Annotated in this window: 24 protein-coding genes; 13 read left to right on the top strand and 11 right to left on the bottom strand. The window is 40.6% G+C overall.

What is annotated here, in order from left to right:
- Window position 1 precedes the first annotated feature (1 nt).
- Window positions 2-1,498: an ABC transporter substrate-binding protein gene (locus tag EHR06_RS02305; RefSeq protein WP_135755532.1), complete on the top strand. Its 1,497-nt coding sequence runs from the start codon at window positions 2-4 to the stop codon at window positions 1,496-1,498.
- On the opposite strand, the gene EHR06_RS02310 is transcribed toward EHR06_RS02305, so the two are convergent.
- Complete coding sequence (locus EHR06_RS02310; RefSeq protein WP_135755533.1) at window positions 1,473-3,866, bottom strand: transglycosylase domain-containing protein; 2,394 nt, start codon at window positions 3,864-3,866, stop codon at window positions 1,473-1,475. The two genes, EHR06_RS02305 and EHR06_RS02310, sit on opposite strands and share 26 nt — an antisense overlap.
- Window positions 3,867-4,029: 163 nt before the next feature.
- On the opposite strand from EHR06_RS02310, the gene EHR06_RS02315 reads away from it, so the two are divergent.
- Window positions 4,030-4,977 (top strand): class I SAM-dependent methyltransferase, encoded by a 948-nt coding sequence (locus EHR06_RS02315; RefSeq protein WP_244288472.1) that lies wholly within the window; start codon window positions 4,030-4,032, stop codon window positions 4,975-4,977.
- A gap of 3 nt (window positions 4,978-4,980) precedes the next feature.
- Here the strand turns inward: EHR06_RS02315 and EHR06_RS02320 are convergent, their stop codons facing one another.
- The 6 genes from EHR06_RS02320 to EHR06_RS02345 all read right to left on the bottom strand — a co-directional run bounded on the left by EHR06_RS02320 (window position 4,981) and on the right by EHR06_RS02345 (window position 10,165).
- Window positions 4,981-6,237 (bottom strand): FAD-dependent oxidoreductase, encoded by a 1,257-nt coding sequence (locus EHR06_RS02320; protein WP_135755534.1) that lies wholly within the window; start codon window positions 6,235-6,237, stop codon window positions 4,981-4,983.
- An 88-nt stretch (window positions 6,238-6,325) separates the two neighbouring features.
- Window positions 6,326-8,170, bottom strand: a complete 1,845-nt coding sequence (locus EHR06_RS02325; protein ID WP_135755535.1) for an OmpA family protein — start codon at window positions 8,168-8,170, stop codon at window positions 6,326-6,328.
- A gap of 69 nt (window positions 8,171-8,239) precedes the next feature.
- Window positions 8,240-8,557 carry a hypothetical protein gene (locus EHR06_RS02330; protein ID WP_135755536.1) on the bottom strand — a complete coding sequence of 106 codons (318 nt, stop codon included), beginning with the start codon at window positions 8,555-8,557 and terminating at the stop codon, window positions 8,240-8,242.
- Between the two features lie 23 nt (window positions 8,558-8,580).
- Window positions 8,581-9,090 carry a TIGR04452 family lipoprotein gene (locus EHR06_RS02335; protein ID WP_135755537.1) on the bottom strand — a complete coding sequence of 170 codons (510 nt, stop codon included), beginning with the start codon at window positions 9,088-9,090 and terminating at the stop codon, window positions 8,581-8,583.
- A gap of 97 nt (window positions 9,091-9,187) precedes the next feature.
- Window positions 9,188-9,553, bottom strand: coding sequence for a DoxX family protein (locus tag EHR06_RS02340; RefSeq protein WP_135755538.1), 366 nt, complete (start codon window positions 9,551-9,553; stop codon window positions 9,188-9,190).
- A 417-nt stretch (window positions 9,554-9,970) separates the two neighbouring features.
- Window positions 9,971-10,165 (bottom strand): hypothetical protein, encoded by a 195-nt coding sequence (locus EHR06_RS02345; RefSeq protein WP_135755539.1) that lies wholly within the window; start codon window positions 10,163-10,165, stop codon window positions 9,971-9,973.
- A 762-nt stretch (window positions 10,166-10,927) separates the two neighbouring features.
- Between EHR06_RS02345 and EHR06_RS02350 the strand changes: the two genes are divergently transcribed.
- Window positions 10,928-11,470, top strand: coding sequence for a hypothetical protein (locus EHR06_RS02350; RefSeq protein WP_135755540.1), 543 nt, complete (start codon window positions 10,928-10,930; stop codon window positions 11,468-11,470).
- Between the two features lie 135 nt (window positions 11,471-11,605).
- Window positions 11,606-12,229, top strand: coding sequence for a hypothetical protein (locus tag EHR06_RS02355; RefSeq protein WP_135755541.1), 624 nt, complete (start codon window positions 11,606-11,608; stop codon window positions 12,227-12,229).
- Between the two features lie 35 nt (window positions 12,230-12,264).
- Here the strand turns inward: EHR06_RS02355 and EHR06_RS02360 are convergent, their stop codons facing one another.
- From EHR06_RS02360 to EHR06_RS02370, 3 genes are all read right to left on the bottom strand, one after another.
- Window positions 12,265-13,500, bottom strand: a complete 1,236-nt coding sequence (locus EHR06_RS02360; protein ID WP_135755542.1) for a glycosyltransferase family 4 protein — start codon at window positions 13,498-13,500, stop codon at window positions 12,265-12,267.
- Between the two features lie 85 nt (window positions 13,501-13,585).
- A complete protein-coding gene (locus tag EHR06_RS02365; protein ID WP_135755543.1) occupies window positions 13,586-14,647 on the bottom strand; it encodes a hypothetical protein in 1,062 nt (353 codons plus the stop codon).
- A gap of 76 nt (window positions 14,648-14,723) precedes the next feature.
- Window positions 14,724-15,098 (bottom strand): DUF5329 family protein, encoded by a 375-nt coding sequence (locus EHR06_RS02370; protein ID WP_135755544.1) that lies wholly within the window; start codon window positions 15,096-15,098, stop codon window positions 14,724-14,726.
- 137 nt (window positions 15,099-15,235) lie between these two features.
- On the opposite strand from EHR06_RS02370, the gene EHR06_RS02375 reads away from it, so the two are divergent.
- Window positions 15,236-15,811: a hypothetical protein gene (locus EHR06_RS02375; protein WP_135755545.1), complete on the top strand. Its 576-nt coding sequence runs from the start codon at window positions 15,236-15,238 to the stop codon at window positions 15,809-15,811.
- A gap of 18 nt (window positions 15,812-15,829) precedes the next feature.
- Here the strand turns inward: EHR06_RS02375 and EHR06_RS02380 are convergent, their stop codons facing one another.
- Entirely contained in the window at window positions 15,830-16,618 is a 789-nt protein-coding gene (locus EHR06_RS02380) for a class II glutamine amidotransferase (RefSeq protein ID WP_135755546.1), read from the bottom strand.
- A 126-nt stretch (window positions 16,619-16,744) separates the two neighbouring features.
- Here EHR06_RS02380 and EHR06_RS02385 point away from each other — a divergent pair, with 126 nt between their 5' ends.
- From EHR06_RS02385 to EHR06_RS02420, 8 genes are all read left to right on the top strand, one after another.
- Window positions 16,745-17,872 (top strand): glycosyltransferase, encoded by a 1,128-nt coding sequence (locus EHR06_RS02385; RefSeq protein ID WP_135756082.1) that lies wholly within the window; start codon window positions 16,745-16,747, stop codon window positions 17,870-17,872.
- A complete protein-coding gene (gene polA, locus EHR06_RS02390; protein ID WP_135755547.1) occupies window positions 17,869-20,631 on the top strand; it encodes a DNA polymerase I in 2,763 nt (920 codons plus the stop codon). Before EHR06_RS02385 ends, polA begins: the two co-directional genes overlap by 4 nt.
- 84 nt (window positions 20,632-20,715) lie before the next feature.
- On the top strand, window positions 20,716-21,819 hold the full coding sequence (locus tag EHR06_RS02395) for a Fic family protein (protein WP_135755548.1): 1,104 nt from the start codon (window positions 20,716-20,718) through the stop codon (window positions 21,817-21,819).
- 106 nt (window positions 21,820-21,925) lie between these two features.
- On the top strand, window positions 21,926-22,882 hold the full coding sequence (locus tag EHR06_RS02400; RefSeq protein WP_135755549.1) for an aldo/keto reductase: 957 nt from the start codon (window positions 21,926-21,928) through the stop codon (window positions 22,880-22,882).
- A gap of 78 nt (window positions 22,883-22,960) precedes the next feature.
- Window positions 22,961-23,857, top strand: coding sequence for an alpha/beta fold hydrolase (locus EHR06_RS02405; RefSeq protein ID WP_135755550.1), 897 nt, complete (start codon window positions 22,961-22,963; stop codon window positions 23,855-23,857).
- Between the two features lie 85 nt (window positions 23,858-23,942).
- Entirely contained in the window at window positions 23,943-24,764 is an 822-nt protein-coding gene (locus EHR06_RS02410) for a histone deacetylase (protein WP_135755551.1), read from the top strand.
- A 117-nt stretch (window positions 24,765-24,881) separates the two neighbouring features.
- Window positions 24,882-25,238, top strand: coding sequence for a PilZ domain-containing protein (locus tag EHR06_RS02415; protein ID WP_135755552.1), 357 nt, complete (start codon window positions 24,882-24,884; stop codon window positions 25,236-25,238).
- Between the two features lie 101 nt (window positions 25,239-25,339).
- Window positions 25,340-26,119 (top strand): GNAT family N-acetyltransferase, encoded by a 780-nt coding sequence (locus EHR06_RS02420; protein ID WP_135755553.1) that lies wholly within the window; start codon window positions 25,340-25,342, stop codon window positions 26,117-26,119.
- Window positions 26,120-26,163: the final 44 nt, after the last annotated feature.

Raw genomic sequence — 26,163 nt, forward strand, 5'->3', positions numbered from 1 at the left:
AATGTTTTATCCTAGATTTCTAGACTCGGTCTCTTCCCGGTTTCAGGTCGGACCGAAACCGACTCTTACCTTTTCCCTGGCTTTCCTTCTTTTGTCCCTTCTTTTTTATGATTGTGGAAAAGCGGAAAGAAGTCCCGAAAAACTGGTATTTTCACTGCCTTCTGATCCGATCTCTTTGGACCCGATCCGATCCACTGACTTATCTTCCAGAATTGTTCTAAAATATATCTACCCTAGACTTTTTGAAATAAATGGAGAAGGTACAATCCTTCCTTCTTTAGTAAGATCATATAAATTGGCAGAAGGTCCGTCATCCAAGATCAGAAGATTGATCTTGGAACTTCGCACTGATCCAAAATCAAATGTAAACGCTCCAACAGTTTTAGGATCTTTAGAAAGATTAAGAAATACTCCTGGGCCAAGAAGAAGCACATATTCTTTTTTAAAAGGTGGAAAGGTTCTCTCCGGTTCCAGTTTGGAAATTTATTTCGAAGGCGGCCTCAGAGAAACTTTAGAAAAACTTTCTCTGCCCCAAGCTTGGATCTATTGCGGTCCGCCTGAATCGGTTTGTGGTGATTTTAAATTAGCGGAATGGAAGAGGAATAATCATCTTAGATTAGTTGCAAATCATCGGAGCGAATTGGGTTCCGAGATTCTATTTAGAGTTCTTCCGCAAGCAAGTACAGGATTGTATTTATATTTCAAAGACGAATTGGATCTGATGAAATTGCCCGTATTCCTTCTCAAAAACTCATTAGTAAAAGAAGATCATATTTCCATTCGAAAAGGAGGCGGGGTACAATACATAGCGATCAACTCTAAGGACGCCTGCTTCGATAAGAACTTTAGAAAAGCGTTAAATTATTCGGTAGATAAACGAACAATCATCCGGGTCTTATTGGAAGGTAAGGGAGAAGTTTCCGTAGGCCCTTTTCCAAAATCCATTTCGGATACCTGGACTTCTTCCGAAGAGATTTATCCTTATGATCTTTCAAAGGCGAAAGAATTACTCTCTCGTTCTGTTTGTTATCCTAAAATTTTAGAAAGAGAATTGGAATTTAGGATGAGAGGAGACGAGGAGAACCAAGCAAATGGTGCTGCCGTAGTCCAAAACTTAAAAGAGCTTGGATTAAGGATTAAGATTCTCCCGATGGAAAAAGCAGCATTATATAAAGAGAATGGAGAGGGTAAGGGAGATCTAACATTACTATTTTGGTATGCAGATCTTCCCGGGCCGTTTGCATTTTTAGATCCGTTGTTTGCGGGAGATAGATTTGGGAATGGAGGGAATAGAGCCTTCTACTCTAACCCCAAAATGGAAAAAATTTTCCAAGAGATCAGATCTACCGACAAAACGGATATAAGCCCTCAGATCAAAGAAGCATTTTCACTTTTATCCGAAGATGCTCCTTGGATCTTTTTGTGGTCCCCTTACGAGTTATATTTAGTAGGGGACCGTTTATCTAAAAATCCTAATCGTCGCTCGGATCTTCCTTAGCTTCGGGAAGTTCTAATTCTACCGCGTCTTCTCCGGAAAGAGCTTCTTCGGAACCGTTTGTGGAAGAGGCTCCTTCCGTTTGGGTAACCGTAGGAGTAGTTGCTCCGCCTCCAGGCTGGTCTCCCACGTAATAATACTGTCCATAGAGAGGATGTTTACATTCTGCCTCGTTAGATAATAGTCCGCCTGTCTCCGCGCAGATATCGACTTTCACATAATCTCCATTAAATGGAGTGATAAGACTATCACCAAAACCTAATGTTCTTGCTACATAAGAAACATATCTAAACCAAATAGAACCGCTTGTACCTGAGCCGGAACCGGGGAATGGAGCGCCTAAATCGTTGCCTACCCAAACTGCGGTAACCAAATTCGGATTCACACCTGCGAACCAAACATCTCTTACACCTTTTCTGGAGCCCCAGCGTTTTTGGGCTTCTTTAGGAGATTGAACCGTTCCTGTTTTTCCGCCGAGCGGGAATTTTTCTCCTTCTTTTAATGCGATCTTGAGTGTGCCTTCTTCAGAGACGACCGCTTCTAATAAGTTTAAGGTCATTGCGCAGGCGACAGGATCTAAAATTTGTTCCGCTTCTTTCGGATCAGGCAGAAGGTTTACATAAAGTTCAGATCCTTCGAAATCGGTGATCCTTAAGATCTCAACAGGCTTCACCTTTTTACCGTTATTCGCAATTGTTGCGTATACCGTTGCAAGTTCCTTAGGAGAAAGTTCTCCGGAACCGAGGGCCAATGTAAGATTATGTTGGAATCTTCTGCTCAACTCAGAACTGTCCAGGTCTAGAATTTTTCCGAGAGTATGGATAAAATCACCTACACCTATCTCGTCCATGAACTTGACGGCGATCGTATTCACCGACTGAGCGAATGCGGTTCTGGTTTGCATTGCACCTCTATGCCCTTTATACCAGTTTTTAGGAGCATAACCTCTGATCTTGATCGGCTCGTCCACAACGATAGAAGTAGGAGTGGCGATCCTTTTTTCGAATGCCATCAGATAAACAAGCCCTTTGATCACTGAGCCCGGTTGTCTAACCGCGGAAACAGCACGATTTAATCTGAATATATTAGAAATTTTGTAACTACCGACCATTGCCTCCACATATCCATTCGCAGGATTGATGGAGATCAAACTTCCGTTCATATTTTCAATGATCTTGTTTTGTTTGGCAGCCTCGTCCGTTTTACCCGCTTTTATATAATTCGCTTTTTCTTCCGAAAGTTTTTTGCGAACCGCCTCAATTCCTTCTCTGAGAGAACGTTCTGCCGCTTCTTGTTTATCATAATCTAATGTGGTATACACATTCATACCGCGGCTTTCCAGATCTATCTCCGAGAAGTTCTCGATCACGAATTGGCGGACCCCGAAATTAAAATCGGAAGCTAGATTGATCGTAAAATCCTTATCAAATCCGTACTTTCCTATTTCGGAAGTGATTACAACCTTATCCTCTTCTTCCTTGGTTTCTTCCACCACGTAGAAGGACCTGAATTTACGGATATTCGCATCCACCTTCTTCTCAAAATCCCTTTCGATCGATTTAGGATTCGGATGAAGGTTTTGGTTTTTCCCCATTACGGTCATGACCATCTTCTGCCTTTTGAGAGCTATCTTAGGATTTCGGACCGCATTATAGTTAGAAGGAGCCGGAATTGTTCCTACAAGCAAAGCCGCTTCTGCAGGAGTTAATTCATATGCAGGTTTATTAAAGTAATAACGGGAAGCTTCTTCGACTCCCGTATTCCCTTCTCCCAAGAAGATACGATTCAGATACATCGCCAAGATCGTATTTTTATCGAATTTACTCTCCAGATAGAATGTGCAGTAAAATTCGGTGAGTTTATTGAATACGTTCCGAGCGCCAAGATCCAAAGTAAGTTTAGCCAACTGTTGGGTGAGAGTGGAACCGCCCTGTTTTTGGAAAGTGGTTAGATTGACTATGATCGCCCTGAGTAATGCCGTAAAATTTACACCATTATGTTCGTAAAAGTCCCTATCTTCGGAGCTGAGCAAGGCCCATATTATATTTCCATGATTTGCTAAATTATCGGTACGGATCGGTCTGAATTTCCTACGGGAAAATTCTCCGATCAATTTTCCGTTTTTGTCCAAGATACGGATCGGTTTGATCTCGTTCGGATCGTATGCATCCGAAACTTCCCTCTGGAAAGTCTCTAAATTGCGGGCGACTTCTTCTTGTTTGGTGAGCCACACAACGTAAGATCCTCCGATCAAAAAGGAAAGGATTACGATCCCGGAAATGACCGAGAATTTGAGGATGGATCTCCAGTTTGTTCTAGAATATTGGAGGAGTGCGGCTAAAATTCCAAGGATACGATCTTTGATGTTCATAAGGTCCGTCGGTAGGTTTTCCGCCGTAAGTTAGGGAAAGAAAAGGACTTTTTTTGCGGATTTTTGTCCACATTCTTCTCTCTTATGTCGGCATAAAACATATCCGAAAGGTTTAGAGTACGGACAAATAAAGAGCGATTCTGGTAGACAGTTCTGAAATTCTATGTCCAATAAAGTTTTGCTTTGGGTAACCGAAGAGCATAGGATCATGGAAGACCTGCCTTACAAAAAAGAAATTTCTCTGCGTTTTCAGTCTTCACCTCCTGCAAAGACTGAGATCTGGCCTAAGGTCAGCCTTTTATTCGGAAGAGAAGGAATTCCCACAGATCTGTCTCATCTTTATTTGAACGAGGATGGAGAATCCTGGGCCAATCTTGGCTATTGGGAGAATACAAAAGAATACGGCGCAGCTTGTGCGAATCTCGCGGAACATCTGGGAGCATTGGCCGGATTGGATCTAGATTCTAAACTATTGGATCTGGGATTTGGATGCGGGGACCAATTTAGGATTTGGGAGAACAACTTCGGAGTAAATGTTTCGAATATATACGGGATCAATATCTCTAAGATACAGATCGAATTCGCAAAAAGACGTTATGAAGGAAGAAGCAGCTCTCCTAATTTAATTTTAGGAAGTGTAGAAGGTTTGGCGGAATTCGAGGATAAAACCTTCGATGTGGTGCTCGCATTAGACAGTTTATATTTTATACCCAATAGAAACAGATTGGTCGGGGAAATTTATAGAATTTTAAGACCAGGAGGAGTATTCGTATCCGCAGAGATACTTCTCTCCGATCGAAAAATTTCTTATTGGGAAACTTTCAAAAGAAATTTGATACTCCGAATGGCAAAAATGTCTTCCGATCTCAAAAAGGTAGAAGGTATAGTATCCGAATATTCCGCCCTAGGATTCAACTTCGAAGTTCTAGAAAGAATAGATCCTTTCGTATTTCCAGGATTTTCCCAATTTATATTAGAAAAAATTAAATCGGAAAAAAAGATCCCCAAAAGGCTCGCAGGAAGATATGAAATGTTGGGAGAATATTTCGGCTCCGAAACGATCAAAAAACATTTCGAGTATTGGATCTATAAGGTCAGAAAACCGGAGTAGATCTTAAGATCTCAGAGAACCTTCTACCCATCTTTTTACATCTAAAGAAGTGGAAACTCCGGCTTCTAAAAGCGGCATTCCGTATTTAGCGTAAGAACCGCAGAGCCATACTTTTTTGCCCGGAAGCTCCTGCAGCTCTTTCAGTTCTTCTAAGATCTTTCTGGAAGCAAGGTCTATTACAGGTCTTTCGAATTTGGATCTGCTGATAAAATCCTTTTCATTCGGTTCTACGAGAGGATTCCAGGTTTGAAAAACCGCCTTACCTTTCATAGAAGGAAGTACTTTGTTCAAAAGAATAGTGGCGGTCGCGGTAGAACTATCCCCCGAAAGAGAAAAACACATAGGCGCCCAATGTCTTTTCTGTTTAGGCATGAACTTTTCGTCCGAATGGACCACTACTTCGGAAGCCTCGTATTTTAATCCGGAAAGCAGCGCCTTCTCCTTTGAATATTCGTCTGGAAGAATGGAGATGGCTTGATTGGCGGGAGCAGCGACTACCACCCTGTCAAAAAGTTCTTCTCCACTTTCGAAGATCAGTTTTACTTTATCTTTTTCTAAAACGATTTTTTTAGGATCAGTACTCAAACGAACGGAAGAAGTTCTTTTGGAAAGTTTTTCGGTAACGTCTCTGGTCCCTTTTTCGGGAGTTAGAAATCTGAGGAACTTTAAACCGCTGGAATGATAACCGATTACTACTTCTGCAGGATAATTTTTTGCACTCTCAGAAGTACAAGTATTGATCGTGGAGAACATGGGGATCAAATACAGATCCTCGAATTCTACGGAATAACCGAACCTACTTAAGAACTGAGAGATGGTAAGTTGTTCTCCATCTAACGATTGTAATTCTCTTTCCGATTCTTCGTAAAAGCGGATTGCGTCCGAAAAAATACGTCTAGAAGTTTTATTGGAAAAACAGACCCAATAAGGGATCGGAACAAAATTGCCTCCGATACCCAAAGTGGAAAAACCGAAATAAGTGGTGCCATCCCCGTAATTTAAGGAAAACGAATAGTCCACGGGTCTTACTTCGATCCCCGCTTCTTTATAAAGATCCAAAAGGCAGGGATAATAATTACGTTTGAAAGCTCTGAAGGGAACATCCACACGGATAGAATGTCCGTTGGAGAAAAGGTCGGTACCGTGAGCATCCATACCGACCAAAGGATGTTTTTCTATAAGAGTGACTTCATGTTCTTTGCCCAAGTACCAAGATGCGCTTAAGCCGGCGATTCCACTACCGATGACCGCGATTTTCATTCCGGATTAGAATCCTTTTTTAAAACAAAAATACAAGGTAAAACCTGAATTTAAGGAAGGAATGCTACAAAAAAGGAACCGAACGAATTCAGTCTACGATCTGTAACACAACTCTTCTATTCCTTTGACGGTCTGAAGCGTTGTCATTGGAAGAAATTGGTTGGCTGTCCCCAAAACCTTGGGTCCTGACTCTTTCGCTATCGATCCCGTGTCTGGAGATCAAATAATCTGCCACCGCTTTCGCTCTGTTTTCGGAAAGTTCCAGGTTGCGCTCTTTTTTGCCTACGTTGTCCGTATGGCCCTCGACGGAGATTTTGAGTTTAGGATTCGATTTTAAGAAGTTTGCTAAACGATCTAATTCAGGTTCGGAATCTTTGGAGATCTCGAATTTGTTTGTCTCAAAAAATAAATTGTTCAGAAGGATTTGCCGACCCACTGCCAAAGCGGGAAGACGAAATTCCACATCCAGCTTTGCATCTTCTTGTTTAGATTCCGTGAGATCGATATTCCTAGAAACGGAAAGGTGGCCCGGCTTCTCCGCGTAAAAGCCGTATTTTTCGCCGTAGGGAAGAACTAAACTGAAGGAACCGGTTTTAGAATCGCTTTTGGCACTTCCTCTTTTTTCAAAACGTGTTAAGGATTCGTAATGTATTTCCGCGCCTAAAGGATTTCCTTCTTCATCCAAAACTTTACCATTGATCACAACAACAGGGTTCGGGCGGAAATCGCGGGGAAGATAGGCCATGTACAGCTGACCTTCTTTACTTACATAAGCCCAGTCGCTGTTTACAGGAATAGAAAAAAAGTTTACACCTTTTAAGTTAGAGGAGACCTCGACAGGTTTAGTCCAATTGTCCCAGCCTTCTCCAATTCTTTTGGTCACATATACTGAAAGACCTTTATGACCGTCGCTGCAGAAATAAAGAGTTCTATCGTCTCCCGCTAAAAATGGAGCGGTTTCCTCGGAAGTGGTATTTACTACTTCACCTAAGTTTTTACCGAAAGAAAAAGAACCGTCCGCTTTTTGAATGCTAACATACAGATCCAATTTGCCGTATGAATCAGGCTGCTGGACGGAATAGATCAGTATCCTTCCGGAAGAAGAAAGAGTGGATCCGCCGAATACGGAAGTATTATTTTTCAGATATATATTCGAAAATTCTGGAAAGTTGATCGCCTTAGGATAAGACCAGTTTCCTTTTTCTTTATAACTTTTATATAATGGAACGGTTGCTTTGTTTTGGAGCTGAGTGAGTTTACGAAGATATTCATAAGCGAGTTGTTCCTCCTTTAAACGGAATTCCATCTCGTCTCTTGTGTTCCTCCTCAACTCTTCTCTTTTTTCTTGGAACTCGACTTGTATCTTATGAGAAGCTTCGTCATCACCGAAAGAGCCGAAAACGAATAATTCATTATTACTCGGAAGGACCGCGATCACGGCAGAGTTCAGATCATTATTCAAAGGAGCAGGCATCTCTTTGCCGTCTCTCCAGAAACCTTTGTCGTCCTTCTCCGCAAACCAAATCCTTTGAGTGCCTGATTTACCTTTGCTGGAATACACAGTCCAGAAGATGGATTGCCCGTCGGGAGTCACGGTCGGATTAAAAGCGAAATAACCTCTGTTCACGTAATTCGGGATTCTTTTTAAAGTCCAATCCGCAAGACCCTTGGATTCCGAAAAAGGATAGGTCTCATAACGTATCGGGTCGCAATTTTCTCCCCTCATCTGGCAGAGAACACGAACGGTTTGGTTATGAAGCCTGGAAAGTTCAGGGCTCAGATCGTTGGAAAGCACCTGGATGAAATCGTTTCCCGTACCTAACATTCTGCCGAATTGAAGAAGTTTACCTTCGATAATCCTTTCTTCCGCAAGAAGATCCGAAGAGAAAAGAAGGAAGATAGAAGAAAGAAAAACGGGAAGAAGACGGTTCATATTATATGTTTCGGAGAATAATATCCGAACCGGAAGAGAGGAAAAGAAAAAATTAAAATAAGGAATAGATCAGGCGATCCAACCTGGAAAAAACTTTCGGATCAGAAAAAGACCGACCGATAGAATGCCAAAATTTAAAATAGAAGAAACAAGAATAAAGACAAGCTTGGCCGGCTCTTTGTCCTGAGGCTTGCGGCGACTTGCAGTAAAAGCCGCCCCAATACTCAAAACTAAGCCGGATATAAAGGAAATCTCAGGCAGATCCTTCTTATCATAAATATAGGCGCTCCAATATTCCGAAACCACCAGCATAATACAAAGAACGATCAAAAATACGAAACTTTTAATGAAACCTAAAACATAAAAAGAAGTCGGATTTTTATTCATAAGCCTGTAATTCTAATTTGGAGTTATAGTTTTTCGGTGATCGACTCGGCAAATTTAGCTTCTTCCGGTTTGCATTCTGTGAAGAATAAAGGAAGGCCTAAAAAAGCAGGTGGTGTCGGAACTTGACACTGCGCGTATACACTCCACTCTTTTGCGTAAGGAATAAGAGATGCAGCATAAAGTCCATATACGAATTCTACACATTGATTAATGGAATCTTCGGTATAGTATTTTCCTTCACTAATAGAGGATCTTAAATAAGGATTGATGAAAAGAAAGTTCATCACGGTGATATCGACTCCGGAAACGTTTCCGATCGTTCCCCCGCTTGTGCGATCCGAATAACCGTGAGATGAGCAATCGACGGGTTCATTCGGGATGTTCGTTGAAAATGCGATATTCTGAAGCGCCTTTTGGATCTTTTTTTGAGAGTCTCCGCCGGAAATTGTCCCGGATCCTCCGGAATAGTTACAGTTGATTATTAAAGAAAGGAAAAACAAAATACAAGAGAGGTAACTTAATAAATTCCGCATAATATATCCTATAATTTCAGCTAACGCTGAAATGTCATATTCTTTATGAAGTTATCCCTTGCTCCGAAAGCTCGGACACCGATTTTTAACAATTTTATTAATATGTAAAAGTATAAGCCCAGTAAATCAGAAGCAACTGCAGCGGAAGTCTCAAAAGTAGAGCCCAGGTAGGAGGATCTTTTCTGGTCCTGGATTGGAAATGATACACGTTAGCCGGAAACACAGCAATCAGAAGAAATACCACTCCCCATGCAGCCAATACTTTGGTTTGAGGAAAAAAAAGCCCAAGCCCCAAGGCGATCTCTGCGATACCGCTGAGTTGGACCATAAGTTTATGATAAGGGATCCAAGGAGGCATGATCCTCATATAAAACTTAGGGATCACAAAATGAAGAATACCGGCGATCGTATAGATTGTCGCCATGATCCAGAGACTGATAGATTTAGCGTCTAGGTTTTCCATGGAAAACCATGATAAGACAACTATGGCGACAAGGTCTGCCTTTTTTCTCTGTTTTTATTACGAAACCTTTTCTGTCTGGAATGAGATGACTTGTTGGCGATTTTGAGGAAGGTGAGATATTTTTCTCTGGTGACGAAGGGGCGATTTCTTTCTCGCTGATCGGTGCGAGGTCCGGGAAATTTCAGCATAGGCTTTACTCCTTGCCGGTAAATTTGCCAGTCATTATAGTAAAGGCGAAGAAAGTACAAGCGAAAAAAAAGGATCTTCAAAAAAATTCCGAAACAATTTATTATAAAAGTTCGGGCGCGTCCCTTGCGGTGCAAGGGTCGGTCTTTTACGGACTCGCGGAGTCCCGCTCGGTCCTTCGGACCGGCTTCGCCGTCCTGCAAAGACCTCGCGCGTTAGTTAAAAAGAAAATTAAGGAATAGGGAGCCCTAATTCTTTTTTGATTAATTCATATACCTGGGCATGAGTCGAATGATGGATCTTCTTGCTCTGGCAGCTTGTTATCAAAAATTCCTTCACTTTCGTCTTATCGTTAGGGTAACGACCGGCAACATAGTTGATCTCATGCTCTTGTCCGCAATTGAATAATTCATGATCTGAAGGCATTTTACTCACCTCATAATGTGTTTAAAACGTCATGACTTTTGAACATTTAAAACGAACGGTCAATAAGATTTCGAGCGGATATAGATTGAATATTCTTTATTTTTAAGAAACTGCATAACGTTTTAAATCAATTCTAAGTTGGGAGTCGGCCTTTTCTACGAATTAAATATTTATATTCCGAAATATCTTAGTTCAAAATCATCCGGTTCAAATGCCTCCACTTTAGGGATTAAGAATATAGAGTCTGAGTCACAAGGGAGGATAAGTAAGGAAGTATATAAATGTTCAATGTCTTTTTTTCTATAATAGACGGAGCTTGAACAGGCTCCATTGCAGCCTAGATAGTTTGTGTAATTTGAGATATTGAGTTGAATTACGTCGCTCGGATCGCTTTCGTCCAGGCATTTTACGAATCTAATCAAAGAGGCATTTGAGATTTTATCTAGAGCTTCTTTTCGAGGGATTAGGTTTGTTTGTAGATTGGCTTCGATGTCGATCAAGATGCAGTTTGATAGGAGGAAGAAAAGGCCATACGTTAGGTGAAATTTGAGAATATATTTAATAACGGAAAATGAATTCATTTTCCATAAATAACCGAGATCAATTTTCATTTTGACAAATTCACTTGACACAATATTGAAATACTTCGTTCTTATTCCAAGAAATAAATGAAGTCATGTTTCTTTCTTATTGATGATGAAACACATTATATTATTCATTTCTATTAGTCTGCTAAATTCCTGTGAAATTAGAGAGAGTAAATTGATCTCTGATGATCCTAACTCGGGAATTTTGGTCTTACGTTTAATTGATAATTCTGAAGATAAAGAGTGGTCTCAAATAAAAATCCGGACAGGCTGTTTTCAGGAAACGTATAATGAAGATATATTAGAAAATGAATGTTTGGGAGAAGAATTATTTAGCCAGGCAAGTATAGGCATAGAAAACCGGTTAGAATTTAAAATAAGACCTGGGAAATATTCCGGAAGGATTGTAATTCAGGAAGAAACTTTTTTTTCAGGAAAGACGGTGATTTCTATTGGTCTGTTTAATGAAAAATTTACTCCTCAAAAAAATTGTGATTACCTTTCGAAGAAGATTAACGGGATCACTGCAGATATTTCTCAATGTCCAAATATTATAATCCAATCAGGTAAAAGAACTATTATTGATTTGATTGTAACTAATGAGAAAGAGTCATATTTTTGGAGAGCATTTTGGTCAGGCTTCTTTTCAAGAGGGCTTTCGGCAGGGAGCCGCCAATTTTCCATCAATCATTCTAAATTTATAATGCTCAATGAATAGTTTATGAAATTTTACCCAGCATTTATTAAAAATTGCGCTCCCTGTTAAAATTAGTGGGGATTAATGATAGTCGCTGAATCACGAAATGGGCTTCGAGAATAAGATCTTAGGTATTTATTAAAAAAGAGGAACTGAATGAACATAAGCTTAAAAAACAGAATTCTATTATCTTCAGTTTTAATACTACTTTCCTGTTCCCGAGAACCCTACATAAAACAAATTCCGGCAATTTCTCCTGGAAAAGAAGTAACCCTGAAAATTGATTTTGATAATTCTTTAATGCCAGAATACGGAGAAATGGTGATAACTAAGTTTTGTTTGGGGAGGACTGAGCAAGACTTGGACAGGAATTGTGAGATAGATCCAATCATAAGTTATTATCCTGTTAAATCAAAAGAACCAATGCGTTTAATAATTCCGGAAGGTTACTATCCATATGGGAAAATGACATTTTGGGCGAGGAGCTCCTCCTTCGGCTCTCGGAGTTCGATGGCAGTAGCTTATTTTTCAAAGGATTTTGAAAAGACTTTAGATAAGAAAGATTGCAAATTAAAAGGAGTCTCCTTAGAAGGAAGTGTAAGCATTTTGCGATATAATTGTAAAGGGCTGATATTTAGGAGCAAAGAAGTTCACCTAGTAACATTTCGAGTAGTTGATGAATCCTATATGGATGGGTTAATACTATATACTGCTTTTACTCCTATTCCTTTAGGCGGAGATTATCAAGCCGCTGAAATTAGCTATTCGATACAGAAATAATAAGAGCGATTGCTATATATTTTTCCGAATACGTATTAGCTCCTAACCATCTGTACTTTTAACTTAATCGCCTTCTTAGACTTAGTCGATTTTTTCTTAGAAAGAGAAAGTTTAGAGTAAGTCATCTCTAAAGAATCGGTAACATCTTCCCAGGTGCAGGAAGCGGCGATCTTTCTTGCGGCGAGACCAAGTCTGGCTGCTAACTTTTTATTCTCCGCTAAGAGGCAGGACTGTTCTATAAATTCTTCTTCTTTGTCGAAACCGCAGAGCAGGGCTGACTTGCCGTGTTTGAGATGTTGGTTGGCGGCCGCGTAGTTATAGGCAACGATCGGAAGTCCGGATGCCATTGCTTCTACGATCACGTTCCCGAAAGTTTCTGTGAGACTTGGGAATAAGAATAGATCGCCGGTCGCGTAATGTTCTGCCAGTTCTTTTCCTTTTCTCATTCCTCTGAATATAAAATCAGGATTTTCCTTTTGTAGTTTTTCTTTAGAAGGTCCGTCCCCCACTAAGATCAATTTTGCATTCGGAACTCTGGATTGGAGCCTGCGGAATGTTCTTACTAATAGATCTAAATTTTTTTCCGGAGCTAATCTTCCTACGTATAGAACTCCAAGTTCGGAAGGTTTTAATCCCCATTCCGTCTTTAATTTCGTATTTCTACGAGCAGGATGGAATAGATCCGAATCGATCCCTCTGGAAACCACTTGCACATTCGTGTATCCTTGTTCTGTTAACTGTTCTCTGATCTGAGCAGTCGGGACCAAGGTCATCTGTGTTCTATTATGAAGCCCTTTTAAGTAATTATGGACCAGTTTTCCTGCGAACCCGAATTTATAATATTTCGCGTATGCGTGGAAATTCGTTCTAAAATCGCTGATGATAGGAATTCCGACATGTCTGGCCGCCCTGACTGCCGACCAGCCTAGAGGACCTTCCGTAACAACATGTACTATATCAGGTTTTTCTAATTCGATTAATCTGCGGAGAAGGTATTTTTCAGGAAATCCGAATCTTAGATCTTCGTATAAAGGGATTTTTGCCCCTCTTACCAAGACTTCTCTGTAGTTATTGTTTGCTGTGGCATAGTCGTTATGCCCTTGTTTTGGACGGACCAGAATGACCTCGTGACCTCTTTGTAAAAGATCTCCCAGCATTCTATGAAGCGTTTTGGCGACTCCGTTGATTTCCGGAGGAAATGTTTCGGTCACCACTAAAATTCGAAAGGGACCTGCTTTAGGATAAGAACTTATATATGTCGATGGAAGCATCGACTTTTGATCATCTTAAATTTTTGTATCTACTACGTGAAGAGAGCGTTACTTTTTCATTACAGAGTGCGGACCAAAGTACAGATTATTGTTCGATCCCGGTGGCGAATGCTTTTCTCAAAAGCCTTCCACAGTACACCGATTCCGCATAAGCTAAGCCGGATGTGGAATATCTGGAGATAATCCCATAAGTAGTGACTGTCGGATCTATCCAGGGATAAAATCCGAACTTGCCGGGACTACTGAAAGCGGAATCATTTCCGGAAGAATCTTCTACCCAATGCCCGTAAGAATAATGTACATCTTCAAAAACAAAAGGTGAATACTTAGCTTGCGCCGGATGCGCAGAAGGTAATGTAGGCACCAAGTCCGCGCCTAAATAAGTTCGGATCGTTAAATTGGAATTTAAGATCCTTCTTAAGAATTGTGCATAAACGGAGGCGGAAGTCCGAACTCCTCCCGCAGGCTGGGGAACTGCATAATCAATTCCGGGATTCGATCCTCCGAATAATGTATTCCCTATCTCCGTTGCTAATTGGGCACGAGTGTAATTTGTAAGTGCCGGAGTTAAACCGCTCGGATTCAAGGCGGCATACGCCTGGAAGTGTGCCCCGTTATAATAAAAATAATTTAGATCAACTGAATTATAGTAATTATTATTGTTTGTTCCATCTCTTCCCGGGCCGTTAGTGAAACATGAATTTACTGTAAGAGCCAAGTTACACTTGTTATCATCCAGGTTATCGTAGCCGGATCTCATTCTGAGATAGGATTGTTCTATCGTTGTTGGAGTTCCAACTTTCTGCAAAACATAAGCTCCCCAGATCCATTTAGAAGCGGAAGCGATCAAAAGAACTGTGGATCCATTCACAGAACCGTTTACGGAAGAATATCCATAAGCACCGTTTACATCTCCTATCTCCCAATAAAAAGCACCTAGTTTAGTACAAGTGGAGTTTTTCGTTGCAGTAGCTTCTACCGCATCTAGTTGGGATTGTTTTGTGGAATCTACTACGGTAAATTCCGCCGGGACTTGTATATTCGATAATGCTAATGTAGATATTAGGGAAGAAAGTGGATCTTCGCTGGGCGGAGGAGGGCAGGCAAATAAAAGGGAAACAGGCAGAAGATACAAATAATTTCGCATATAACTCTCTAACTCAATTCGACGTTATCATCCTAGGATAACTGCCGAGTTTAATTGATTTTTCGCTTAAGTTGATTTATTTTTTCTTTTTTGGTTTAGCTGCCGGCGGAGGATTACGCAGCTCATTCAATTTGTCAGTCAGCCATTTTTCGGACTCTATTTCTTTTCCGTCAGGGAATTTGATCTTATACGGAGTCCCTGTGATTGAAGACTTGCTTGCTAACCCTTTGATAAAATCTTCAGTGCTGCTTATCTTACTTTTGGCTGCATCGTATTTTCTAAGTAAGTGAGCCTTTGCCTCATCCAACTTATGTTCCGAACCGTTTCTTATAAAAACACAACCCTTGCAAGAATCTAAGGAAGAAACCAATGTTTTGATCTCTTCCTCCGGCTCTGCTCCGAAAACAAAACTGAAAAAAGAGAATAGAAGAATGGATGAGATTTTTTTCATAGATCGTCACGGAGAATTAAATTGGGTCTGCTTACTTATGGCAACCAAGTATTCGAAATTCTATAATTTTCTTAGGTTCCTTTTTTTCGTGACCGTAAAGATCCACTTCACGTATTATTCCTAAAAGGAAGACTTGGGTGAAAAAATTCGTCTTATTTTGTATATTCTTCTTTGGGTTTACCTCCCTTTATTCTCAAGAACAGACGGCTTCTCCAGAAACAAAAGATAGATCTCGTTGGGATTTGGTTTGGAGAAGTGCCGTTCTTCCAGGTTGGGGACTTCTTCATGCAAAAGAATACAGAAAAGCTAGATTAACTATGGTGATCACTTCTGTCTTAGTTCTTTCTGAATTGAAAGGGCATAAAGAAGAAGTGGAAAAAAAAGAAGAGTTCGAAAATGCCAGGAACCTATTTCTTGTGTATTCTAATTTTTATCCTCAACCTGATCCTGGGATGGTTACTTTGCTAGCAAATTACCAACATAGTAAACGTGATGATCTGGAAGGAGTTCGTAATAGGAATGATCTGAGATTGGGACTTTTAGGTGCAAAATATATTCTTCAATTGGCTTATACGTATTGGAGAGGGATCCAGTGGGAAGGAGATAATTCTGCAGGATTTGATTTTAATATTCGAACTTACGCGCAATCAGATGCAAGAGACCAAGTCAGAGATCCATTCGGAATGGATTTAAGTTATAAATTTTATTTTTAGGACCTTCGTCTTGCCCTTCTATTTAATATCAGGAGAAAATCTTTGCCATTGTTTTCCTTCTTTCCAGACCTGAAATTCTCCGGGTAAAAACTGGGTCCAAATTTCATTTTGGGTCAAAGGACTTGTGGCTAATACTGTAACTATATCTTTTGGATTCGTATGTTTACTAAAATCTATACTTAGATCCGCATCTATTAGTTTGGCTTCCCCGAATGGAGCATGTCTCGTGATATAAACTAACTTTGTGGAACAGTATGCGTATAAATATTTGGAATCCGAAATTAGGATATTCGAAACTCCTTTTTTGCCAAGTCTGGACAATAGTTTTCGGATCTCTCGGGCGAGTAGAGTTTCATTCTTTGGTCTACTTTTAAACTTCTTCTTTAATTCGGAAAGCACCCAACAAAAAGCATATTCGCTGTCCGTGGTCCCGACGGGTGCAAAATCTTTTAACGGTTCCTTCTTCACTCCTTTCAATTGTCCGTTATGAGCGAATGTCCAATAATAACCCCAGAGTTCTCGAACGAATGGATGAGTGTTTTTCAGATCCACCTTACCACGATTTGCCTTTCGGATATGTGAAATGACTAAATTACTTTTGATGGGGAATGTGCGGACTAGTTCCGCGAGCTGTGAATCTGCACTTGCCTGAGGATCTTGAAAGACTCTGCAGCCTTTGCCTTCATAAAATGCGATCCCCCACCCATCTTTATGTGGTCCTGTTTTTCCACCTCTTTGGACAAGACCGGTGAAACTGAAGCATATATCTGTAGGAACATTTGCGCTCATTCCCAAAAGTTCACACATTCTGGACCTCCTCCGTTATATTGGAATAATTGTCGCTAAGACGAATTGTCCTTGTCCAGGACTTTTTTCCTAAAAAGAAATGGCGGAACTCTTGCAGAATTCGAGCCAGAACCCCAATTTGATCGGGTGATTCTTCATATCGACACGGAAACCGGCTGGAGAGGAGGAGAAAGGCAACTTTTTCTTCTCGCAGAAGGTTTAAAAAAACACAAAATCCCTCAGCTCATTCTTTGTAAACCAGGCTCTGCATTAGAGACTCGTGCAAACGATGTTGGACTTCCAACAGTTACTCTCCCTTTAAAAGGAGAATGGGACTTCGGTTCCGTAAAGGCACTCCAAGAACTCATCGTATCTAAAGGGATCAAACTGATCCATGCTCATACTGCAAAGGCACATTCTATCGCTTGGATGGCGAAAGCAAAACATCCTCAAGTGAAACTTGTAGTTTCCAGAAGAGTGGATTTTAGACTTAGAAAGAATTGGTTCAGTAAACGTAAGTATGTTTCCGACAGAGTGGATCTTTATTTAAGTGTTTCGAATCGTATTCGTGAAATTCTGATCATGGATGGAATCGATCCTGCTAAAGTTGTGACCGTATACAGCGGGATCGATCTAGGCGTTTCCAAAAAAGCGAGTGATATATCATATCTTAGAAAAGAATTCAATCTTTCTAAAGATGATTTGATCATAGGAAATATCGCTGCGTTAGTCGATCATAAGGACCAAAAAACATTACTGGATGCTTTGTCCAAAGTGGAGACGGATAAAAAGTATAAGGTCCTAATCGTGGGCGAAGGCGAACTCAGAAAGGAACTGGAGAAGATCGCTTCCGAAAAAAGACTTTTGGATAAAGTGGTCTTTACAGGATTCAGAACGGATATCTCAGAACTTCTTTCCTTATTCGATATCTTCACGTTAACTTCCAAAGAAGAAGGACTCGGGACTTCCGTTTTAGACGCGATGGCATCCGGCTTGCCGATCGTAGCAACAAACGGTGGTGGCATCGCGGAAATGTTAACGGAAGGCAAAGGTGCATTCGTTTCTCAAGTAGGAGATTCGACTTCTCTTGCTTCTTCTTATAAAACTTTATTAGAAGATCCTAAAATTCGAAAATCTATGGGAGCATTTAATAAAGAATCCGTAAAAAGATTCTCCGTTAAAAATACCATCAAGAAAACCGAACTAGCGTATTATAGTTTATTAGGCGAAGAAATTTATTCCAGCTCGAAAGGAAAATCCGGGGAAGCAGCATGAAAAAATTACTCATAGTAGACGGTCACGCGTTCGCATTCAGAGCATATTATGCTTTTGCAGCTTCTAACCTGAAAAATTCCAAAACAGGACAACCGAGCGGTGCAGTCTTCGGGTTTTTTAGAATGTTATTCAAACTTTTCGAAGATTATTCTCCCACTCATGTGGCGATGACATTCGACCCTGGCGGTCCCTTGGAAAGAGGTGCTACATTTGCAGAATATAAGGCAAATCGTAAACCTATGCCGGAAGATCTTCGTCCTCAATTGAACGAGATCATGGAAACCTTAAAGGTTCTGGGTTTTAGGATCCTGAAGATAGAAAAACATGAGGCGGACGATATTATCGGAACACTTGCGGAAAATTATAAATCTTCTGCAAAAGAGATACTGATCTTCTCCGGGGATAAGGACTTATACCAATTATTAGAAAAAAAGAATATTAAAATGCTCAGAGGTAAAAAGGGAGTCACTGAATTTGTGGAAATCGACTCCTCCTGGGTAAAAGAAGAACTAGGTGTGGACGTAAAACAGATCCCTGACTATATGGGGATCGTTGGAGATACTTCTGATAATATTCCTGGTGTAAAAGGGATCGGAGAGAAGGGCGCCACTAAGCTGATCCAAGAATATAAAAACTTGGAAGGGATCTATAAAAATATAGAGAAGATCAAAAATCCAGGCTTAAAAAACAAACTGATCGAACACAAAGACAACGCGTTTATGTCCAGACAATTGGCTACGATCAAAAGAGATTTGGACCTTGGGATCAAGGATGATGATCTTAAACTTCCGGATTATGCTTCCGACGAAGGTATCCGTTATCTAAAGAACCAGGGATATAATGTTCTATCCCGTGACTTAGCTAAATCAGTAGGAAAAGAACCTCCTAAAGATGAACCGGAAGAATCTGCTTCAGGATCTGAAAAAGGTCCGGCGGCCAAAAAAGGAATTTATAAACGAGTAGAAAGTATAGAAGAATTAACCAAACTCGCAAGAGCCTGGAAAAAATCTCCCATCCTTTCTGTGGATACGGAAACCACGTCTCAATACGCTTTTGATGCGGAACTTTTAGGGATCTCTTTGTGTAACCAAGAAGGAACCGGTTTTTATATCCCGGTCACTCATACACAAGAGGGTTTATTCACCAATAAAGATCAACTTCTTCCTTTGGATCAGGTCCGAGAAATATTGGGACCAGTATTAGCAGATCCGAATATTCCAAAAGTTGGTCAGAATATTAAATACGATCTGATCGTTCTCCAAAACCACGGATTCGAAGTGGCAAATATCGTTTTTGATACTATGATCGTGGCCTATATTCTGGCGCCTGAAAGCCGCAGATTTAATATGGACGATCTTGCAGAAGATCTTCTGAATTATAAAACGATCACTTATGCGGAACTCGTAGGAACAGGTAAGAATAAAAAAAATCTTTGGGAAGTGGATCTGGACAAGGTCTCCGAATACGCGGCGGAAGACGCGGATATTACTTTAAGATTATATAATGTTCTTCGCAAATCCTTAAAACAATCCGGTTTAGAGAGTGTGTTCAAGGATATTGATCTACCTTTGATCCCTGTTTTAACTCAAATGGAGAAGGCGGGAATCGCAGTAGATTCGAAATATTTTGCAGAACTTTCCAAAGATTTTCAGAGAGAAGTAAAAGATCTGGAAAAAGGGATCTATAGGGCTGCAGGAAAAGAATTCAATATCGCTTCTACAAAAGAACTCCAAAAGATATTATTCGATGAGCTTCAGTTGAGAGTTGTTAAAAAGACCCAAACGGGCTATTCCACAGACCATGAGGTTTTGGAAGAATTGCTCGGAGAACATCCGATCATCGAAAAACTTTTGGATTATAGGAAATATACGAAGTTGATCTCTACTTATGTGGACACTCTTCCTAGTATGGCTTCTCCTAAAGATCAAAGAATTCACACCAGCTATAATATGACGATCGCTGCGACAGGAAGACTTTCTTCTACGGATCCGAACCTGCAAAATATTCCGATCCGAGAAAAAGAAGGAAGGCTGATCCGAAAAGGATTTATTTCCGGTCATAAGGATTTTGAGATCTTAAGTTTGGACTATTCTCAGATAGAACTCCGGATCATGGCACATATTTCTAAAGATCCTGCTATGATGGATGCCTATAAAAAAGGCATCGATATCCATAAAAGAACTGCCGCTGCAATCTACGGAGTTCCGGAAGATCTGGTCAGTCCTGAAATGAGGGATAAGGCGAAAGTAGTTAACTTTTCCGTAATATATGGAGTCACCCCTTACGGTCTTAGCCGGAATCTCAGAATTCCAAGGGATGAGGCTAAAAGTTTTATAGATAGATATCTAACTCAGTATCCAGGTGTCCAAAAGTATATGGATGATACGATCGCCTTCTGTGAAGAGAAAGGTTATGTGGAGACCATGAAAGGAAGAAGGAGACCTGTTCCGGATATTACATCCACTCATCGTCAGGCAAAAGAGGGAGCCAAAAGGGTAGCGATCAACACTCCTATCCAAGGTACTTGTGCCGATATGATCAAGATTGCGATGATCCAGATCCAAGAAGAGATCGAAAAAAGAAAATGGAAATCCAAACTTCTACTCCAAGTACATGACGAATTGGTATTTGAAGTCTATAAATCGGAAAAAGACGAGTTCCTGAAGGTTTGCAAGAGCCTAATGGAGAATGCACTTCCTCTGGATGTTCCGATCAAGGTAGAAGGAAAATTCGGGCAAAACTGGGACGAGGCTCATTGAAATACTATATTTATATATAGTATTTCTGGGTATTTTCGCACATAAGACTTGTCATATATCGTATATTTCTATAAAATATGATATATGGTATCCTTTCATCCTGAGATTCCTTACGATTTGCCTGAGCTTCCTCCGGCTTTGGACTTGGAGGCTCCGAACTTTCTAAAACTGATCGCGAAAGCTAGGACGGAACTTGGAGAATTGAAAGGTTTCGCATCCGCGTTACCAAATCCGATGCTATTACTTTCCCCGGCCATTATTAAAGAGTCTGTAGCCAGCTCGAATATAGAGAATATTAATACCACCGTTTCTCATGTTTTGCAGCAGTCTCTATTTCCGGAATATGAAAGGAACGACTATGATAAGGAAGTTTTAAGATATAGAAATGCAGTGGAATTAGGTTTTTATGAATTAAGGCGTTTTCCAATTTCATATAGACTGATCGAAAAAGTTCATAAGGAACTGATGTCCGGCAAGGAATCCGGATTTCGAAAATTGCAGAATAAGATCGTAAACTCCAATACTGGAGAACCGATTTACACACCACCTATAGCTTCTAAAATTCCGGAATTGCTCTCAAATCTGGAAAGGTTCCTGAACGAAGACAAAGACGGGATCGACCCTTTGTTAAAGTGTGCGATCTCACATTACCAATTCGAAGCAATCCATCCTTTTTTAGACGGGAACGGGCGTACAGGAAGGATCTTAATGGTACTGTATCTAATTCAGACTAAGATACTTTCACTGCCGATCCTTTATATAAGCGGTTATATTAATAATAATAGATCGAAATATTATGAATTACTTTCCGACGTTTCTCGGAATGGAAATTGGGAACAGTTTCTGGAATTCATGTTGAACGCTTTTTATCTACAGGCAAGATCCACTAAAAATCTATTGTTTAAGATAATTGAGCTCTATCAAACATACAAAACTGAAATTTCTGCGGATCGTCCTAAGTTGGCAAAAAGCGGGATAGTGGAAGCTATGTTTTCTTCACCAGTACTTTCGCCTGTTAGTTTGGCTGAGCGTATTAACGTTCATTATACCACTGCTACACGGTATTTAGCGGAACTTAAAGATGCGAAGTATTTAGTGGATATGAATTATGGAAAATATCATCTATTCATAAATAAAGTCTTGTTGGATCTTCTACAAGAAGACAGCTTTTCGGATGGATCGGAATAGTTAGGATCCTTTTAAGATTAATCTTATCGAAAATCCGATATGATTCGATTTTTGAGTTGTTTGAGAGAGATTTTCTCTTAAAATTCGGCCTCTTAGGGAGAACTTAATGGAAAACTCTTATTCCAGAAAAAAGTTCCTGAAACTTTTAGCGTTATTCGCCGCAGGTATAGGTCTTTCGGAGAATTTGATCTCTCCGTTATTCTCCCAAACGTCCGGAGCTTCTAAAATGTTAAAACGTAAGATCCCAAAAACTGGAGAAGAAATTCCTGCAATCGGTTTAGGCACTTGGCAGACTTTAGATGTGGATCCGGATCCTTCTTCTTTGGCTCCTTTAAAAGAAGTTTTGTCGGAGTTCCTACATACCGGCGGAGGTGTAGTGGATTCTTCTCCCATGTATGGTCGCTCCGAGGAAATTTTCGGGATCTTATCCAAGGATTTTTCAGACGCGGAGAAAAAGAAATTTTTCTTAGCCACAAAAGTTTGGATCAGGGGAGAAGCAGCCGGAAAATCACAGATAGAATCTTCTTTCAAAAAAATGAAAGCTGAGAAAATCGATCTATTCCAAATCCATAATTTACTAGACACTCAAACTCATCTTAAAACATTAAGAGGCCTGAAAGAAAAAGGAAAGATCCGTTATATAGGTCTGACCCATTTTACTACTTCAGCATTTTCCGAAATGGAAAGAATTTCCGAAAAAGAAAAACCCGATTTCTTGCAGATACCGTATTCTATCCAAACAAGAGAAGCGGAGAATCGAATTTTACCTTTTGCACAAGAACATGGAATTGCAGTTTTGATCAATCGTCCTTTCGAAGAAGGTGGACTTTTTAGAAATACAAAAGGTAAAACATTGCCTGAGTATTTTAAAGAATGGGATTGTAATTCATTCGCGCAGGCTTTCTTGAAATATATTCTTTCTCATCCGGCAGTGACTTGTGCGATCCCTGCTACTTCTAAGATCTCTCATCTCAAAGATAATATGGGCGCAGGGCTTGGTAGATTTCCGGAAGGCAAAGAAAGAAAAGTTTTTCTATCCAACCTTCTAGACGCAATGGATTGAAATTTCCTCCTCGTTATTGATTTTACACTTCCCATTCCGAAAGCAGGGAGTACAATATTGCTCCTTCTGGAGGAGTCTATGTCGGAACCGCTTTGGAGAACCCACCCTTTGGCCTGGAAGGCATCGGGGGCTTTCTTTGAATGGAAAAAAAGGAAACTATTCTATCGGATAGGTGGAGAAGGAGAAGCACTTCTTCTTTTACATGGATTTCCCACTTCTTCCTGGGACTGGAAAGATGTATGGGAAACTCTTACTCATCAGTACAAAGTTCTGACCTTAGATTATCTAGGCTTCGGTTTTTCTGAAAAACCTAAAGACGGACATTATTCTATTTTTGAATACGCGGACCAGGCTGAGTTCTTCCTACAAGAGCAAGGTATCAAAAAGGTGCATATTCTCGCTCACGATCTGGGAGATACGGTTGCACAAGAATTGGTCGCAAGGTTCAGGGAAAAATTATCCGGGCAGAGGATAGGCGGTCCAGACTTGGAGTCGGTGTTCTTCTTAAATGGTGGGATCTTTCCGGAAACCCATAGGCCTAGAGCAGTACAGAAATTATTGAACGGTCCACTCGGATTTTTATTCTCCCGTTTAGTGAACAAGACATCCTTCCAAAAAAGTTTTTCAGAAGTATTCGGGCCGAATACTAAACCTGCTCAAGAGGAGTTGGATGGTTATTGGGAATGTGTAAACAACGGAGGGGGGAAGTTGATCTATCACAAGTTGATAAGATACATGAGAGAAAGAAAAATTTTCAGAGATAGATGGGTGGGAGCAATACTCGACTGTCCAATTCCTTATGCGTTGGCAGATGGTCTGGAAGATCCGGTCAGCGGCAAACACGTGGTGGATCGACTCCGAGAAATGAGACCTGATGCGAAAGTGTACGAACTCCCAGGCATAGGACATTATCCTCAGACAGAAGCTGCAGACCAGGTTTTGAAAGCGTACTCAAACTTCAGATCTAATCTTTGATATTTCTCAGATAGTTTGGTGACCGGATTTATTTCCTTGAAAAAAGGAAGAAACCTGCCAGACTGTAAAGAAAGCGAAAGATTAGATGGGTAAGGTTGCATACAATAATCCGCGTTTTTTTGATTTTGTATACGACGACTTTTTATGTGCGGCGGTGGACTCTCACGTCGCTCAATCCGGAGTTCTATTTCACTCTTTGACCAAAGAAAGTGTTTGGGAGCTTTTCGAGATCACTGGGGTTCTGGCAGAACTCAAAAAAAGAGGATACGATTCCTTCCAATTGGATCTTTCCGGAAGTGATGATACCTACCAAAAATTAATTCTCACTTACCAGAACGAAATTTTAGTACATCTACGTTTGAGCATCCAAGAATATAGGATACGTCTCAACGATTACTTCTTCAAAGAAAAATATCTGGTTGTGAATTGGCTCCAGACACGTCATCCGAAACAGGTAGGAAGGGATTCCGCTCGTTTGTACCCGGGACAAGATGTTCCAGGTCTTGGGATCTTTACCGAGATGGCCGACCTGATCGGATTTCTGATCATCTCACTTAGATTGAATGGAGCCGTGATACGTCCCGAATATTTTCATGATGCTGTACTCTTCTCCCGTAAATTCCATTTTTTAGAAGCGGACTCAAAAGCGCTCTATCAAGCTTTAAGAACCGCATTTCCGAAACATTCTATCCGAGCCATCTCCACTCTTTTACAACATGGAAAGATCGTGGATGCAAAACGAGGAGTGATAGAATGGAAACCGATCGAGATGATCTTCTTCTTAGAAAAATCTTTGAACTTCTTCGTATTCAATCGCAAGTTTGAGAAGAAGGTTTCCAAGATACTTTCTACCTACAAACTCTCTCTGGTAGAGGGTGCAGAGGTAGAGTTGGGACTAAATACTTAGCACTATTTTGAACGAGTGTTACGCGATTATTTTTCGGTAGAAAACCGTTTTCTTCTCCCGTCTTATCCATTTATACTATAGGTTTGGCCATTATTCTAGTATCCGGAGGGTCCTCGGATGGAGAAAAGAAAACAGGTGAGGGTAGTACCTTTCCCTAAACAACCAGTTCAACTCCAATTGATGGGAAACGGTTTTTTAGACATTCTTGTCGCCCAGGACGTCAGCGAGGGAGGGATCGCGGTTCGAGTTCCTCATAAATTCGATGGATGTGATATACATTCCAGCGTGGAAATAGTGGTTTCTCTGCCCGGATACAAACCATTTAAAGCATTAGGTAAGATCAAACACTTGAGTGCTTCCAAGGAAGCACAGGGTCTTTTCGGGCTCCAATTCACCCAAATCGACGTAAAAGGGAAGGAATTCCTGCTCGATTATGTCAAAAAACTAGCCTCACTCCGCAGAATGGCAGGATAATCGACCAAGTCCAGTCATCGGAATTTCTTTCCAGCGTAATCCGACTGTAACCATTTAGGATGATAGATAGAAGCATCCTAACAAGGAAAAGAAGGACGACAATGGGATCAGGAACAGTCCAAAAAAAGCAAAAATTAGAACGTAAGCTTGAAGTAAGGATCGCAGAGAACCAACTCGAGATCGAAAGAACTTTAGCTCTTCGTTATGACGTATTCAATCTGGAGCTTGGAGAAGGTTTACCTCAATCCGCTGCTACACGTAAAGACAGAGACGAGTATGATTTATTTTGCGACCACCTTATCGTAGTAGATAAGAACAGAAATGATATGATCGTCGGAACTTATCGTATCCTACGAAGAAGTGTCGCTAAGGCAAACCTCGGATTTTACTCCGACAACGAATTCGATATTACTAAAATTTACGAATTAGAAAGAGAACCTGCAGAGATCGGACGCAGCTGCGTTCATCCTGAATACAGAGACGGATCCGTAATTTCTCTTCTTTGGGGCGGACTCGCTCAATATATGAAGAAGAACAATATCGGATACCTTTTCGGTTGCGGTTCCGTTCACAGCACCGATGCACAATCTGCAAACGATGTTTACGCGTTTTTGAAAGATAAACAAGCTCTTGCTGGAGAAGCTTTCGACGTAAAACCTCTTCCTGGATTCGAAATGCCTGGTTTCGACCAGAACTATTCTCCGGAAGATATGAAAGAAGTTTCTAGAAGGATCCCTGCATTAATTAAAGGGTATATTAGAGCAGGATCGACGATCTGCGGAATTCCTGCATTGGACTCCGTTTTCAAGACTACTGACTTCTTTATCATCTTCGATATCAAAGACATCGAAGCAAGATACAGCAAACATTACTTAGAGTAGAACTTAGGGCTCCCTGAGTTTTCTTAAGGACGGGTCTCATAGAG

This window comes from Leptospira dzoumogneensis (genome assembly GCF_004770895.1).
GTDB lineage: Bacteria > Spirochaetota > Leptospiria > Leptospirales > Leptospiraceae > Leptospira_B > Leptospira_B dzoumogneensis.